The organism is Streptomyces sp. NPDC088350 (assembly GCF_044753545.1).
In the GTDB taxonomy this organism is placed as follows: Bacteria; Actinomycetota; Actinomycetes; order Streptomycetales; family Streptomycetaceae; genus Streptomyces.
The window spans coordinates 196,875-209,951 of the sequence record NZ_JBIVNL010000012.1; the positions used below are offsets into that span (position 1 = coordinate 196,875).

A 13,077-nucleotide genomic window follows, 5' to 3' on the forward strand; every position below is an offset into this window, starting at 1 on the left:
CGATGACAGCGGCGGCCACGGCCGCGAGCGCGGCAATTGTGGGCCATGGTCACCGGTTGGACTCAATACGACGGATGCGGTCTTCGTGGTCGTCGAGTTGGTCGGTGATGGTGGCGATGCCGGCGAGAGCCAGGCCGCGGCCCCAGGGGAGAGCGAGGAGGTCGGCGGCGTCGAGGCCGAGGGTGGCGAGGAGGCCCTCGGCGACCAGGGCGTACTCGACCCGGAGGACTTCGTTGTTGTGGGTGGTGTGGCTCTGCTTCGCGCTCGGATCGGTACGGGCGGCTCCTCGATGTGCGCGAGGTTGACCCGCGGGACGACAGGGAGGCCGTTCGTCTGTGTATCTGCGGTCGGCTTCTTGCAGAGGCGGGCAGCGACGCAGGCGCGCCGGTCGGGCATGCCGAAGCCGTGCGGGTCGATCTTGCTGTTGGTCCACTTCTTGTGGTCGATGACGGACTTCGCGTTCCAGCCGTGGGCACGGCAGACAGCGGCGGCGACTCGCTCGATGGCCTCCAACTGGGCGTCCGGCCACAGGTCGTTGTCGTCGCGCTGGAAGCGATGTTCCGTGTGGAGCTGCTCACCGACGAGCCGGGACTGGTCGCGGCCAGTCGGCAGGCACTGATGTCAATCGACCGGATCGACCGTGTGGACACACGGCCCCAACTGGATCAGGAACGGGCAAGCTCCCGGACATTGATCTATGCCTTCGTCACCGCTTCAAAACCGCACGTCTCTGACCTGGCTGCTCAGGCGTAGTTCTCCGCCCACCGCGCTGCGGGGGTTTATCTGACCAGTGCCCGGAGAGTCATCCTTACGCCTGAGGCAGCGACTCCCCCTGCACCGCCTGGATGTCCAGCTCGACCTTGAGGGTCGTACCGATCGCGGCGATGCCCGCCTGGACCACCTGGTTGTAGTTCATCGCGAAGTCCTCGCGGCGCAGTTCCGTGGTCGCGCGGAACGCGGCCCGCGTGCCGCCCCAGGGGTCGGATCCGGTGCCGAGGTAGGCGAGGTCGAGGTCGACGGGCCGTACGACACCGCGGAGGGTCAGGTCGCCGTGGACGGTCCAGCGGTCGGAGCCGGCCGGGGTCAGGCCCGTCGAGGAGTAGGTGATCTCCGGGTGGCGGGCCACGTCCAGGAAGTCGGCCGAACGCAGGTGGTCGTCGCGTGTGCCGTTGCCGGTGTCGATGGACGCGGCCCGGATGACCGCCTCCACACGGGACTTGGCGATGTCGTCGGGGGCGATCCCGACCGTGGCGGTGAAGTCGGTGAACCGGCCGCGCACGCTGGAGATGCCCAGGTGCTGGGCGAGGGCGCCGACCGTGGAGTGCGCCGGGTCGACGGTCCAGGGGCCGGGCGGCGGCAGTTCGGTGCCGCCCTGCCGCGCCAGCGTGACCGTGCCGACCTCGGCCCGGCCGCTCGACGTGACGATCGAGGTGGCGGCGGCGGGCGCGTACCCGACGGCCGTGACGATCACCGTGTACGGTCCGGGGGCCAGCGGGTCGGCGTCCCGCACCGCCCCCTCCGCGTCCGCCTCGGCCCGCAGCACCTGCGACCCGGTCGCGTCGGTCACCGTGACGACCGCGTGCGACACGGCCCATCCGTCGCGGGTACGGATCCTCGCGGTCAGTCCCATGTTCCTCAAGCTCCTCGTCGTACACATGAGAACCGGTCTGCGCAACACGTCTCCGTTCGGGACGGTTGCGCAGACCGGGGTATCAACTATTCGCCGGGGTGGGCGAGTTCGATGTCGTGGCCGTCGGTCCCGCGGCCGTTGAGCGTCAGGGTGGTCGCGACCGGCGGGTAGCCCGTCGCGATCACCGTGTACTCGCCGCCGCTCAGATCGGTGAAGGCGTACGCCCCGTCCGAACCGGTCGTCGCGGTGCCGACCACGTTGCCCGCCGCGTCCACGAGGGTGACGCGGGCGTCGGCCAGCGGGCCGTGCGGGGCGCGGACGACGCCCAGGACCTGGGCACCGGAGTCGAGGTCGATCTCGACTCGGGTGACGCCGGTGCCGCCGACCTCGACGGGCAGGGCGCGCGGCCGGTACCCGTCGGCGTTCACCGCGACGGTCACGGCACCCGGTACCAGCTCGGAGAAGGCGAACTCGCCCTGCTCACCGGTGGTTCCGGTGCCCAGCAGATCACCGCGTACGTCCGTCACGATGACCATCGCGTCCTTGACGGGCGAGCCCGAATCCGCCGCGCGGACAAGGCCGTTGAGGCCGCTGGTGCCGCTGAGCAGCACGTCGTAGGACACGGGTTCGGCGCTGTTGACGACGACCGTGGAGGCCTGCGGCTGGAAGCCGTCGGCGGAGGCGATCAGGACGTACGAGCCCACGCTCGGGGCGTCCAGCCCGTACGAGCCGTCCGCCTGCGTGACCGAGCGGCCCAACTGGCGTCCCCCGAGGGAGATCAGGGTGACGGCGGCCTGCGGGACGGGCGCGCTCTCGGCGCCGCGGACGAAGCCGCGGACGGGAATCCCACCGGACATGGTGGTGATCTCCTCTCTGGTCACCGCGGCCACGGCACCGGTCCGAGCCTCGGAAGTGGCTGCCCAACTGGGGGTGTTCTCCTGGACCGGCGCGGGAACCTCGGCCGCGTCCAGCACGCCCACGGCCTCCTCGGCCGCCTGGGCCAGTCCGCCGGACGTCCGCAGCGGGACCTCCTTGATGAACATGACGACGACGAAGGCGACGAGTGCGAACGGCGCCGCGTACAGGAAGACATCGGCGATGCCGTGGCCGTAGGCGCTCTCCAGCCAGGTGCGGACCGTGCCGGGCAGGGCGTTCATGTCGGGGAGCGCGCTGCTGCCGACGGCCTTCGCGGCGGCGGCCTGCGACTGCGGGTCCAGGGAGGTGACGGTGTCCTTGGCGTAGTGGGTGATCCGGCCGGACATGACCGAGCCGAGCACACCGACGCCGACCGCGCCGCCGAGCGAGCGGAAGAAGCTCACCGTGGAGGAGGCGGCGCCGAGGTCCTTCGGAGTGACCTGGTTCTGCGTGGAGAGGACCAGGTTCTGCATCATGGTGCCGACGCCGATGCCCAACAGGGCCATGTAGAGGGACAGTTCCCAGTACGGGGTGTCGTAGCGCATCAGGCCGAGCAGGCTCAGACCGGCGGTGAGGAAGAGGCCGCCGGCGACCAGCCAGCCCTTCCAGCGGCCGGTCCTGGTGATGAAGCGGCCGGAGACCATCGACGCGACGAACAGACCGCCGATCATCGGGATCGTCATGACACCGGACATCGTCGGGGACTTGTCGCGGGCGAGCTGGAAGTACTGGGAGAAGAACACCGTGCCCGAGTACATGCCGACACCAACGAAGAGGGAGGCCAGCGAGGCCAGCGACACCGTGCGGTTGCGGAACAGGCGCAGCGGGATGATCGGCTCGCTCGCCCGGGTCTCGGTGAACACGAACAGCAGCGCCAGCACGAACGTGCCGCCCACCATCGTGTACGTCTGCCACGACAGCCAGTCGTACTTGTCGTCGGCGAAGGTCACCCAGACCAGCAGCAGGGAGGCGGCGGCGGTGATGAAGAAGGCGCCGGTCCAGTCGACCTTGACCTTCCGCTTGGCGACCGGGAGGTTCAGCGTCTTCTGGAGCACGATCAGCGCGACCAGCGCGAACGGGATGCCGACGAACAGGCAGTAGCGCCAGCCGAGCCACGAGGTGTCGGTGATCACGCCGCCGAGCAGCGGACCGCCGACGGTCGCGACGGCGAAGGTGGCGCCGGTGTAGCCGGAGTACCGGCCGCGCTCGCGCGGGGAGATCATCGCGGCCATCACGACCTGGACCAGGGCGGACAGCCCGCCGGCGCCGAGGCCCTGGATGACGCGGGCGCCGATCAGCATCGCCGGGTTCTGCGCGAGACCGGCGACGACCGAGCCGATGATGTAGATGACCAGGGATATCTGGACCAGGGCCTTCTTGCTGACCAGGTCGGCCATCTTGCCCCACAGCGGCACCGAGGCCGTCATGGAGAGCAGGGCCGCGGTGACGACCCAGGTGTAGGCCTCCTGGCCGCCGCCCAGGCTGCCGATGATGGTCGGCAGGGCGTTGGTGACGATCGTCGAGGAGATGATCGCGGCGAACAGACCGAGCAGCAGCCCGGAGAGGGCCTCCATGATCTGCCGGTGCGTCATCGGGGCACCGTCGGGGGCAGCCCCTCCGTGCTTGGCGTGAGCCCGCACACCGGCTGGTGTGGTCGTTGCCATGGGCTTCCTATTCTTCCGTGCTTATGCGGGTGTACGGGTGGTGTGTTCGAGTTCGGGGTGGGGGGTGCGGGGGGTTTCGGAGTGGGGGGCATCGAGGCGTGACGGGGTCGCGGTGCGGCAGTCGCCGAAGTCGGCCCGCAGCCGGGCCATGAGCCGGATCAGCTCCCCGACCTCCTCGTCGCTCCAGTCGCTCAGCCGGTCGGCGAGCAACTGGGCGGTGCGCCGGGAGAGTTCGTCGAGCCGGGCCTGTCCGGCGGGGGTGAGGCGCAGGATGCGGGAGCGCTTGTCGGCGGGGTCGGGGGACCGTTCGATCCAGCCCCGGTCGGCGACGTGTGCGACATGGCGGCTGGTCACGGACATGTCCACGGAGAGCAGCTCCGCGAGCCTGCTCATCCGCATGTCGCCGTGCCGGCCGAGCAGGGTGAGGACGGCCGCGGATCCGCTGGGGCAGTCGGACGGCAGGATCCGTCCCAGCTCCCTGCGGACGGCGCCGAAGGCGCTGAACTGACGCATCAGCTCCTCGTACTGCGCCTGCTCGGCCATTGCACCTCCCCTGCTCTCCATGTTCGTTGCTTAGGGCAACCATAAGAGAGGTTGGTTGCTACAGGCAAATAAAATGGGGTGGGTACGGCATAAAAAGTTGGCAAAGGCAAGCATTATCGAACGTAAACCCACAGGTGGGAGTGGCCGTTCGAGGCCCCGCACTTGGGTGTCCCCCGGGGATTCGCTAGTGTCTCGGCCCATGGCAAACACCCAGGGCCCCGAGGGCAACTACGACCCCGCCGGCAGCACCCAGATGTTCCGTGCCTTCGTCGACGAGACCCCTCCGGGCGCACAGCCGCAGGCCGCGGCCTCCGCCGGACCCCGCGTCGGACTGATCGTCGGCGTCGTCGTCGCCGTACTGGTCGTGGCGGCGGTGGCCTACCTGGCCTTCATGTAGCACCGACCCGGCACCGACCGCGTCACCCGGGCGGCTACCGGTCCTGCTCCAGGGCGAACCGGTAGACCGTCGACTCCCGGGCGCGGAATCCCAGCCGCTCGTACAGTCGGTTCGCCGCGGTGCGGTCCGGCCGAGAGCTGAGATCCACGGTCCGGGCACCGGCCTCCCGCGCGATCCGCAGCGCCTCGTTCGTCAACAGCGCGGCGATGCCACGCCCCCGGGCCGCGCTGTCGACGACCACGTCCTCTACGCGCCCGCGCAGCCCGGAAGGCACCGGGAACAACACCAGCGTCAGGGTGCCGACGATCGTGCCCTCCGCCCGCGCGACCAGCACCGTGGTCGTCGCGCACGACACCAGCCGCTCGACCGCCGCCCGGTCCAGCGGCACGGCCGTGGAGGACAACTGCGGCAGCAACCGGCCGAAAGCGTCCACGAGTTCCCGGGTCGCCTCGCGCGCGACCTCCACCTGAACGTCCATGCCGCGGAGCCTATCGACCGGCTACCGCCACTGGGGGAGCCGTGATCCGTCGTCAATTTTCTGCGGCGCCGTCGTGGCTGGTCGCGCCCACGTGGCGGAGCCGCGTGTCGACACAACCTCGCGCCTCTTTGGGAGCCGCAGAGCCCGGCGCCTAGAGCCACTCGGCCGACACGTCCCGCGTCTCGATGTGCATCCCCAACGGCACGCGCCAGGCGTCGACGCACACGGTCCAGGTGTGGTCCTTGCGTGCGCCGGCTGCGATCGGCACCGGAAGCCGCTCGGTCGAGTCGATCGTCGCCCAGTCGATCCCGAGGGCGTCGATGATGTGCGTCCCGAACGTCACCGTGCCCGAACGCACCGCCGTGCCACCGGAGTTGCGGAAGGTCAGGATGACGTCCTCGCACCAGCGGTGGGCCGTGGCCCTGCGCACGGGGGTGCCCCAGGTAAGGGCGGCGGGGGTGGCGGGAGTCGTCGTAGGAGCTGTAGTTGGGGCCGGTGATGGTGCGTACGCGCTGCTACGACCGGACTTGGCGTCCGCCGCTGGTGAAGTGGCCGGGGCGGGCGGGGTGGACGCCGGTCCTGGTGCGGTCCCGGTTTCCGTCCCCGAAGTACCGCTCACGTCAGGCGACTTGGGGACGTCCAGCGGTACCAGCGTGACGCCGCCGGTCGGGCCGGACGCCGTAGCCGATGGACGGGGCGGTCCGACCGCCGCGTAACCGTCGCTGCCGCCTCCGCACGCGGTCAGCGTGACGCAGACGACGGCCGCCGACGCGCCCAGCAGGGCGCCTCGGCGGCCAGTTGTCCGTGTCGAACGAAGCATCGTGCCATGGTGGCTGACACTCCGTCACATAGGAACCCTTGGCGGCGGGTTCAGGAGGTGCTTCAGTCGGAGATGAGGCCCTCGCGCAGGGTGGACAGGGTGCGCGTGAGGAGGCGGGAGACGTGCATCTGCGAGATGCCGACCTCCTCGCCGATCTGCGACTGGGTCATGTTGGCGAAGAAGCGCAGCATGATGATCCGGCGCTCGCGGGGCGGGAGTTTGGCGAGCAGCGGCTTGAGCGACTCGCGGTACTCCACGCCTTCCAGGGCCGTGTCCTCGTAGCCGAGGCGGTCCGCCAGCGAGCCCTCGCCGCCGTCGTCCTCGGGGGCCGGGGAGTCGAGCGAGGAGGCCGTGTACGCGTTGCCGACCGCCAGGCCGTCGACGACGTCCTCCTCGGACACGCCCAGGACCGCGGCGAGTTCGGGCACCGTCGGCGACCGGTCCAGCTTCTGGGAGAGCTCGTCGCTGGCCTTCGTCAGGGCCAGCCGCAGCTCCTGCAGGCGGCGCGGGACGCGCACCGACCACGACGTGTCGCGGAAGAAGCGCTTGATCTCGCCCACGACGGTCGGCATCGCGAACGTCGGGAACTCCACCCCGCGTTCGCAGTCGAAGCGGTCGATCGCCTTGATCAGACCGATCGTGCCGACCTGGACGATGTCCTCCATCGGCTCGTTGCGGGAGCGGAAACGCGCGGCGGCGTAACGCACCAGCGGGAGGTTGAGCTCGATGAGGGTGTCCCGGACGTAACCGCGCTCGGGGCTGTTCTCGTCGAGTGCGGCGAGCCGCAGGAAGAGGGAGCGGGACAGGGTGCGGGTGTCGATGGCTCCCGTGGTCGGGAGGGCCGGGGCCGGTACGGCGGGTACGGCCTCCAGGACCGTAACGGCGTCGAGTGCGGGCTCAGCCTCGCTCTTGGTGAGCGTGAGCACCTTCGAGCTGCCCTGGTCTGCGGACATGCCACCCCCTTTGGGTCGCGGGACGGTCGTGGCAATCGTTCCCGTCTGGGGAGCGGTGCCTTCACCTGAATACCGGAGCCTGGGCCTCGGCAAACGCGCTTCCCGCAGAATGTCACATGTCGGCAACACGCTGTAGTGACATGTCGACTTGTCTGTTACGAAACGGCCCTGGAAAAAGGGGGTCTGACGGTTTTTCAGCGCAGAACTGTCGGGAACCGCCCCGATGAGCGATTCGTTCGTACCGGTGACAGTTCGCCAGTGCTTTCGGTTATGCCGCTACGCCTCGATGCGGTTCGCGGAGCGCAGCCGCTGGAAGCTGCGTGCGAGGAGGCGCGAGACGTGCATCTGGGAGACGCCGAGTTCCGCGCTGATCTGCGACTGGGTGAGGTTGCTGTAGTAGCGCAGGAGCAGGATCCGCTGTTCGCGTTCCGGGAGTTGGACGAGGAGGTGCCGGACGAGGTCGCGGTGTTCCACGCCGTCCAGGGCCGGGTCCTCGTAGCCGAGCCGGTCCAGCAGGCCGGGCAGTCCGTCGCCCTCCTGGGCGGCCTCCAGGGAGGTCGCGTGGTACGAGCGGCCGGCCTCGATGCAGGACAGCACCTCGTCCTCGCCGATGCGCAGCCGCTCCGCGATCTCGGCGGTGGTGGGGGTGCGTCCGAAGGCGGTCGTCAGGTCCTCGGTCGCGGCGTTGACCTGCACCCACAACTCGTGCAGCCGGCGCGGGACGTGGACCGTGCGGACGTTGTCGCGGAAGTACCGCTTGATCTCGCCGACGACGGTCGGCATCGCGAACGTCGGGAACTGCACACCCCGGTCCGGGTCGAAGCGGTCGATGGCGTTGATCAGACCGATGGTGCCGACCTGGACGACGTCCTCCATCGGCTCGTTGCGGGAGCGGAAGCGGGCGGCGGCGTAGCGCACGAGCGGGAGGTTCGCCTCGATGAGCGCCCCGCGCACCCGGTTGTGCTCCGGCGTACCCGGCTGGAGCCCCTTGAGCTGGCCGAACAGCACCTGGGTGAGGGCCCGGGTGTCGGCGCCGCGGCTGCGCGGCGGAGCGGCTGCCGCCGGGGGCTGGGCGGGCGCCTCTTCCTGGGGCGGCGCTGTACTGGCCGACACGGTCAACGCCACACCTCTTCAATAGGTCAACTCATCCGTCAAAAGCGGTCATAGCATCACAAGACATGTGCACTGTGTGCAAGCACCTACTAATACCTTGTTAAGCCGTGTTGAGGGGCAAGTTGGGGCGTGAGACGTGGAAGAGCCCTCCGCCGGAAGGGCGGAGGGCTCTGGGGGAGTCGGCTCAGAACTCGTAGTCGGCGATCACCCAGGTGGCGAACTCGCGCCACAGCGCGACGCCCGCCTGATGCGCCGGGTGCTCGATGTACCGCTTCAGGGCGTCGGCGTCGTCGACCGCCGAGTTGATCGCGAAGTCGTGGGCGATGGGGCGGTCGCTGATGTTCCAGCCCAGCTCCCAGAAACGCAGGTCCTCGATCAGGTCGCCGAGCGGGCGGAACGCCTCGACGCCGGCCAGGACGCGCGGGTCGTCGCGCCCGACGCCCTCGTTGAGCTTGAAGAGGACGAGGTGGCGGATCATCTGCGCGCTCCTGGGTGGTAGTTCGCTACTTCGCCCCGTTGGCCAGCCAGGTCATGAAGTCGCCGATGGCCTTCGCGGCGTCCGATATGCCCTCGAAGCCTATCTGGACGTAGTCGGCCGCCTTGGACGGGTCCGTGATGATCACGTACAGCGCGAAGACCACGAGCACATAGACGGCGATCTTCTTCGCGTTCACCGCCATCGCGGCCTCCCCTGTGACGTCCGTGCCCGAGGGCCCCCTGTTGCCGGCGGTGAGTTTAACCTTCACCGCCGTTTTTGGATCTACGCACGAAAGGCCCCGTCTTTCGACGGGGCCCTCCAGAAGCGGTAGCGGAGGGATTTGAACCCTCGGTGACTTGCGCCACACTCGCTTTCGAGGCGAGCTCCTTCGGCCGCTCGGACACGCTACCGAGAGAGACCTTACAACACGGTGGGGTGTGGTTTGAAATCGGTAATCAGCGGCCCGCCAAGGGCGCTGACTACCGGTCCCGGAAGAACTCCGTGAGGACGCGCGCGCACTCCTCCGCGAGCACGCCCCCGATCACCTCGGGGCGGTGGTTGAGCCGCCGGTCCCGTACGACGTCGAAGAGCGAGCCGGCCGCGCCGGCCTTCTCGTCGCGGGCGCCGTAGACGACCCGGTCGACCCGGGACTGCACCAGCGCGCCCGCGCACATCGTGCAGGGTTCGAGGGTGACGACGAGTGTGCAGCCGGACAGGCGCCACTCACCCAGGTGAGAGGCGGCCCGGCGGATCGCGAGGACCTCGGCGTGCGCCGTCGGATCGCCGGTGGCCTCGCGTTCGTTGTGCCCGGTGGCGAGCACGGTCGTACCGTCCGGGGACAGCACGACCGCGCCGACCGGGACGTCGCCGCCCTGGGCGGCCGACCCGGCTTCGTCCAGGGCGAGCCGCATCGCGGCCCGCCAGCGGTCGCGTACCGGGTCCCAAGGCCCTTCTGTGCGTGCTGTGGTCAGCGGACGGTCTCCAGGACCTCCGAGGCCCCCAGGGCCTCGGCGATGGAGCTCAGCGCGTCGTCGGCGTCGAGGAGCCGCAGCTCCTTCTCGCCGACGCCCAGGTCGTCGAGGATCTGGCTGTCACCGACGGGGCTGTGCGGGACGGCCTCGGCCGAGGTGCCGGCCTCGTCGTCGTCATCCTCAGTGTCACCGTCCTCCGTACCGTCGAGGTCGAGCGAGTCCAGATCGACGTCATCGTCGTCGTCCGGATCCCGTCCGAGCAGCTCGTCGGTGAGCAGGATCTCGCCGTACGAGCTGCGTGCGGCGGCAGCGGCGTCCGAGACGTAGATCCGAGGGTCGTCCTCGCCGTCGATACGGACGACGCCGAACCAGGCGTCCTCCTGCTCGATGAGCACCAGCACCGTGTCGTCCTCGGGCGAGGCTTCACGGGCCAGTTCGGCCAGATCCGACAGGCTCTCGACATCGTCGAGCTCTGTGTCGCTCGCTTCCCACCCGTCTTCGGTGCGCGCGAGCAGTGCGGCGAAGTACACCGTGACTCTCCCACTGGTCTTAGGCGTGCCGGTTGGGGGTCCCCCCGGCGGAGGTTGCGGGCGGGGAGAGCTCGTGCTCCGAGCCCCACCCACTCGGAATCGTGGCAGAAACAAGGCGTTCAGGGGACGTCTTCGGCTCCCTGTGTCCGCCCGTTTTGATCGACCACCAGCGGGATCGTACGCGGCGATCGCCGTGCACACGCACCCGGTTGGCCTTACAAGGTCCTGTGAGACAGGCCTCAGTCACCAGCGGAACGTGCGCATACGCATGGCGTGGCGCAGCCGGGCGGCCTTGGCGCGCCGGGGCTGGACCCGGTCGCGCAGCTCGCGCGCCTCGGTCAGTTCCCGCAGGAACCGCGCCCGGCGGCGTCTTCGCTCGGCCTCGGTCTCCCGGCCGGCGTGCTGCGACGGGTCCTCGTGGGACTCACGGTCAGGCATCGGTTCACCACCCCGTTCCGTCCCTGCCACTTTCCCCCGGACGGGCGGTTTGATGCCACTTCGGGCGGGATCGCGGCCGGTGGGGGCCGTTGTCGCGGCCGGCGGGAGCGGGACCGCGGCAGCCGCGGGGCCCGGCTACTGTTGTGGACATGCGTCTCCACGTCGTCGACCACCCCCTGGTCGCCCACAAGCTCACCACGCTGCGCGACCGGCGCACCGACTCCGCGACCTTCCGCCGCCTCGCCGACGAGCTGGTCACCCTGCTCGCCTACGAGGCCACGCGCGACGTGCGCACCGAACAGGTCGACATCACGACGCCGGTCGCCCCGACCACCGGCGTCAAGCTGTCCTACCCGCGCCCGCTGGTCGTACCGATCCTGCGGGCCGGCCTCGGCATGCTGGACGGCATGGTCCGGCTGCTGCCCTCCGCCGAGGTGGGCTTCATGGGCATGGTGCGCAACGAGGAGACCCTCCAGGCCTCCACGTACGCCACGCGCATGCCGGAGGACCTCTCCGGCCGCCAGGTGTACGTCCTCGACCCGATGCTGGCCACCGGCGGCACCCTGGTCGCGGCGATCCGCGAGCTGATCAAGCGCGGCGCCGACGACGTGACCGCCGTGGTGCTCCTCGCCGCCCCCGAGGGCGTCGAGGTCATGGAGCGCGAGCTGGCGGGCACCCCGGTGACCGTCGTGACGGCCTCGGTCGACGAACGCCTGAACGAGCACGGCTACATCGTCCCGGGCCTGGGCGACGCGGGCGACCGGCTGTACGGGGCGGCCGAGTAAGGCTCGGTAAGTCCGAGTGGGGCCGGGTAAGTCCGGGTAAGTCCGAGTAAGGACGCTTCAAGACCTGGTAAGGCCGAGCAGGACTCGGCCGGCACCTGATCAACACCCGATCAACACCCGATTCCCGTACGGCTCTTACTCGGCCGTACGGGCGTGCGCGTGTGGTGCCCTACGGCTGCTCCCGTACGGCTGCTCCCGTACGGCTACGAGCACGCCTTCGGTGAAGCGCTGGCCGTCGATGCGGCCGGCCCGCTCAGCGCGGCCAGGGCCTTGTCGGCGGTCGCCTCGGCCGTGAGGTCCTTGAAGGCGGTGCCGATGATCAGGTCGACGGCGGTGCCCTTGCGGGTGGCCTCGGTGCGGCGCTCGGCGCCGGTCAGCTGGGTGGCGAGGACCGGCAGCGAGGTGTCGAGGGAGGCGGCGGGGCCGAGCAGTACGCCGGTGCCCTTGACCTTCTTGTCCCACTGCGCGGACGCGTTGCCCACGTCGCCGATCTTGAAGCCGCGCTTCTTGAGTTCGTCGGCGGTCGACTTGGCGAGACCGCTGCGGGGCGTGGCGTTGTAGACGTTCACGGTGATCTGGGCGGGCTTCGGGACGGCGGCGTCCGCGTTCGCGCTCGCCGAGGGGCTCGCCTTGGACGCGCAGGCGGCCTTGGAACCGGCGGCCGTTGCCTGCTTGCCGCCACCGGTGAAGACGTCGATGAGCTGCAATGTGCCCCACCCGCCCACACCCAGTACGGCGACGGAGGCGACCACCATGAGGACGAGCTTCCCGCGACGCCGCGGACGGCGCATGCGCGGGTATTTGTCCCCCGTGATCCGGTACTGGCCGCCCATGCCTGGGGGAGTCAGCATGCTCATGAGCGCAGCGTAGTGCGCCTGGGCGACGATGCCTACTAGATGATCATTCGACAGCGCCGAGACCAACCCGAAAGGGTCAACGCCCTACCGGTGGAGCGTTCAGCCGAGTTCGAGCACGCGCGCGTGCAGGACCTGCCGCTGCTGGAGCGCGGCGCGGACCGCGCGGTGCAAGCCGTCCTCCAGGTACAGGTCGCCCTGCCACTTCACGACGTGCGCGAAGAGGTCGCCGTAGAAGGTCGAGTCCTCGGCGAGGAGGGTTTCCAGGTCGAGCTGGCCCTTGGTCGTCACCAGCTGATCGAGGCGGACCGGGCGCGGCGCGACATCCGCCCACTGCCGGGTGCTTTCCCGGCCGTGGTCGGGGTACGGCCGGCCGTTTCCGATGCGCTTGAAGATCACACGGAAAGCCTACCGGTCATGACGTTCCGGGCGCAGCCATGGAGGCGGAGTGCGACGCCGGGAAATATGGAGCAAAGCAGGGCAAAAAGGGAACTGCGGCCTGATATGA

The 13,077-nt window shown here is 69.7% G+C and carries 18 protein-coding genes and 1 tRNA gene; 3 read left to right on the top strand and 16 right to left on the bottom strand.

From position 1 onward, the window contains the following. Positions 1-49 precede the first annotated feature (49 nt). Positions 50-433, bottom strand: a complete 384-nt coding sequence (locus ACIQBL_RS36820) for a hypothetical protein (protein WP_401950082.1) — start codon at positions 431-433, stop codon at positions 50-52. Between the two features lie 35 nt (positions 434-468). On the opposite strand from ACIQBL_RS36820, the gene ACIQBL_RS36825 reads away from it, so the two are divergent. Beyond that, on the top strand, positions 469-753 hold the full coding sequence (locus tag ACIQBL_RS36825) for a hypothetical protein (RefSeq protein ID WP_401950085.1): 285 nt from the start codon (positions 469-471) through the stop codon (positions 751-753). Positions 754-808: 55 nt separating this feature from the next. On the opposite strand, the gene ACIQBL_RS36830 is transcribed toward ACIQBL_RS36825, so the two are convergent. The 3 genes from ACIQBL_RS36830 to ACIQBL_RS36840 all read right to left on the bottom strand — a co-directional run bounded on the left by ACIQBL_RS36830 (position 809) and on the right by ACIQBL_RS36840 (position 4,752). Beyond that, positions 809-1,630: a YceI family protein gene (locus ACIQBL_RS36830; protein ID WP_401950088.1), complete on the bottom strand. Its 822-nt coding sequence runs from the start codon at positions 1,628-1,630 to the stop codon at positions 809-811. A gap of 86 nt (positions 1,631-1,716) precedes the next feature. Beyond that, the gene (locus ACIQBL_RS36835; protein ID WP_401950091.1) at positions 1,717-4,209 is read right to left on the bottom strand and encodes an MFS transporter; all 2,493 of its coding nucleotides are present in this window, start codon (positions 4,207-4,209) and stop codon (positions 1,717-1,719) included. A 21-nt stretch (positions 4,210-4,230) separates the two neighbouring features. Continuing rightward, positions 4,231-4,752: a MarR family winged helix-turn-helix transcriptional regulator gene (locus ACIQBL_RS36840; protein WP_401950094.1), complete on the bottom strand. Its 522-nt coding sequence runs from the start codon at positions 4,750-4,752 to the stop codon at positions 4,231-4,233. Positions 4,753-4,951: 199 nt separating this feature from the next. Between ACIQBL_RS36840 and ACIQBL_RS36845 the strand changes: the two genes are divergently transcribed. After that, complete coding sequence (locus ACIQBL_RS36845; RefSeq protein WP_401950096.1) at positions 4,952-5,149, top strand: hypothetical protein; 198 nt, start codon at positions 4,952-4,954, stop codon at positions 5,147-5,149. 34 nt (positions 5,150-5,183) lie between these two features. On the opposite strand, the gene ACIQBL_RS36850 is transcribed toward ACIQBL_RS36845, so the two are convergent. From ACIQBL_RS36850 to ACIQBL_RS36895, 10 genes are all read right to left on the bottom strand, one after another. Further along, positions 5,184-5,627 (bottom strand): GNAT family N-acetyltransferase, encoded by a 444-nt coding sequence (locus ACIQBL_RS36850; RefSeq protein ID WP_401950099.1) that lies wholly within the window; start codon positions 5,625-5,627, stop codon positions 5,184-5,186. 151 nt (positions 5,628-5,778) lie between these two features. After that, positions 5,779-6,447 carry a hypothetical protein gene (locus tag ACIQBL_RS36855; protein ID WP_401950102.1) on the bottom strand — a complete coding sequence of 223 codons (669 nt, stop codon included), beginning with the start codon at positions 6,445-6,447 and terminating at the stop codon, positions 5,779-5,781. A 62-nt stretch (positions 6,448-6,509) separates the two neighbouring features. Next, positions 6,510-7,400, bottom strand: a complete 891-nt coding sequence (locus ACIQBL_RS36860; protein WP_019073292.1) for an RNA polymerase sigma factor SigF — start codon at positions 7,398-7,400, stop codon at positions 6,510-6,512. A gap of 276 nt (positions 7,401-7,676) precedes the next feature. After that, positions 7,677-8,525 carry an RNA polymerase sigma factor SigF gene (locus ACIQBL_RS36865; protein ID WP_401950105.1) on the bottom strand — a complete coding sequence of 283 codons (849 nt, stop codon included), beginning with the start codon at positions 8,523-8,525 and terminating at the stop codon, positions 7,677-7,679. A 172-nt stretch (positions 8,526-8,697) separates the two neighbouring features. Next, entirely contained in the window at positions 8,698-8,991 is a 294-nt protein-coding gene (locus tag ACIQBL_RS36870) for a Dabb family protein (protein WP_401950108.1), read from the bottom strand. A 25-nt stretch (positions 8,992-9,016) separates the two neighbouring features. Continuing rightward, positions 9,017-9,193 carry a hypothetical protein gene (locus ACIQBL_RS36875; RefSeq protein ID WP_401950111.1) on the bottom strand — a complete coding sequence of 59 codons (177 nt, stop codon included), beginning with the start codon at positions 9,191-9,193 and terminating at the stop codon, positions 9,017-9,019. A gap of 123 nt (positions 9,194-9,316) precedes the next feature. Next, positions 9,317-9,401: transfer RNA gene (locus ACIQBL_RS36880), tRNA-Ser, on the bottom strand. A 69-nt stretch (positions 9,402-9,470) separates the two neighbouring features. Continuing rightward, positions 9,471-9,902, bottom strand: a complete 432-nt coding sequence (tadA, locus tag ACIQBL_RS36885; RefSeq protein WP_401950114.1) for a tRNA adenosine(34) deaminase TadA — start codon at positions 9,900-9,902, stop codon at positions 9,471-9,473. A gap of 56 nt (positions 9,903-9,958) precedes the next feature. Beyond that, positions 9,959-10,492 carry a hypothetical protein gene (locus tag ACIQBL_RS36890; RefSeq protein WP_401950117.1) on the bottom strand — a complete coding sequence of 178 codons (534 nt, stop codon included), beginning with the start codon at positions 10,490-10,492 and terminating at the stop codon, positions 9,959-9,961. 243 nt (positions 10,493-10,735) lie between these two features. Then, positions 10,736-10,930, bottom strand: coding sequence for a hypothetical protein (locus ACIQBL_RS36895; protein ID WP_401950120.1), 195 nt, complete (start codon positions 10,928-10,930; stop codon positions 10,736-10,738). Between the two features lie 149 nt (positions 10,931-11,079). Between ACIQBL_RS36895 and upp the strand changes: the two genes are divergently transcribed. Then, positions 11,080-11,715, top strand: a complete 636-nt coding sequence (upp, locus tag ACIQBL_RS36900; protein WP_401950123.1) for a uracil phosphoribosyltransferase — start codon at positions 11,080-11,082, stop codon at positions 11,713-11,715. A gap of 203 nt (positions 11,716-11,918) precedes the next feature. Here upp and ACIQBL_RS36905 read toward each other — a convergent pair whose 3' ends face one another. After that, positions 11,919-12,548: a LytR C-terminal domain-containing protein gene (locus ACIQBL_RS36905; protein ID WP_401950394.1), complete on the bottom strand. Its 630-nt coding sequence runs from the start codon at positions 12,546-12,548 to the stop codon at positions 11,919-11,921. A 123-nt stretch (positions 12,549-12,671) separates the two neighbouring features. Next, a complete protein-coding gene (locus tag ACIQBL_RS36910; protein WP_003955420.1) occupies positions 12,672-12,968 on the bottom strand; it encodes a type II toxin-antitoxin system VapB family antitoxin in 297 nt (98 codons plus the stop codon). Positions 12,969-13,077 lie beyond the last annotated feature (109 nt).

What these genes read in the sequence shown, in the direction of transcription:
- upp (WP_401950123.1), top strand. Translation starts at nt 11,080, where the DNA reads ATGCGTCTCCACGTCGTCGACCACCCCCTGGTCGCCCACAAGCTCACC.
- ACIQBL_RS36905 (WP_401950394.1), bottom strand. Translation starts at nt 12,548, where the DNA reads ATGGGCGGCCAGTACCGGATCACGGGGGACAAATACCCGCGCATGCGC.
- ACIQBL_RS36860 (WP_019073292.1), bottom strand. Translation starts at nt 7,400, where the DNA reads ATGTCCGCAGACCAGGGCAGCTCGAAGGTGCTCACGCTCACCAAGAGC.
- ACIQBL_RS36830 (WP_401950088.1), bottom strand. Translation starts at nt 1,630, where the DNA reads ATGGGACTGACCGCGAGGATCCGTACCCGCGACGGATGGGCCGTGTCG.
- ACIQBL_RS36875 (WP_401950111.1), bottom strand. Translation starts at nt 9,193, where the DNA reads ATGGCGGTGAACGCGAAGAAGATCGCCGTCTATGTGCTCGTGGTCTTC.
- ACIQBL_RS36855 (WP_401950102.1), bottom strand. Translation starts at nt 6,447, where the DNA reads ATGCTTCGTTCGACACGGACAACTGGCCGCCGAGGCGCCCTGCTGGGC.
- ACIQBL_RS36870 (WP_401950108.1), bottom strand. Translation starts at nt 8,991, where the DNA reads ATGATCCGCCACCTCGTCCTCTTCAAGCTCAACGAGGGCGTCGGGCGC.
- ACIQBL_RS36835 (WP_401950091.1), bottom strand. Translation starts at nt 4,209, where the DNA reads ATGGCAACGACCACACCAGCCGGTGTGCGGGCTCACGCCAAGCACGGA.
- ACIQBL_RS36895 (WP_401950120.1), bottom strand. Translation starts at nt 10,930, where the DNA reads ATGCCTGACCGTGAGTCCCACGAGGACCCGTCGCAGCACGCCGGCCGG.
- ACIQBL_RS36840 (WP_401950094.1), bottom strand. Translation starts at nt 4,752, where the DNA reads ATGGCCGAGCAGGCGCAGTACGAGGAGCTGATGCGTCAGTTCAGCGCC.
- ACIQBL_RS36845 (WP_401950096.1), top strand. Translation starts at nt 4,952, where the DNA reads ATGGCAAACACCCAGGGCCCCGAGGGCAACTACGACCCCGCCGGCAGC.
- tadA (WP_401950114.1), bottom strand. Translation starts at nt 9,902, where the DNA reads ATGCGGCTCGCCCTGGACGAAGCCGGGTCGGCCGCCCAGGGCGGCGAC.
- ACIQBL_RS36850 (WP_401950099.1), bottom strand. Translation starts at nt 5,627, where the DNA reads ATGGACGTTCAGGTGGAGGTCGCGCGCGAGGCGACCCGGGAACTCGTG.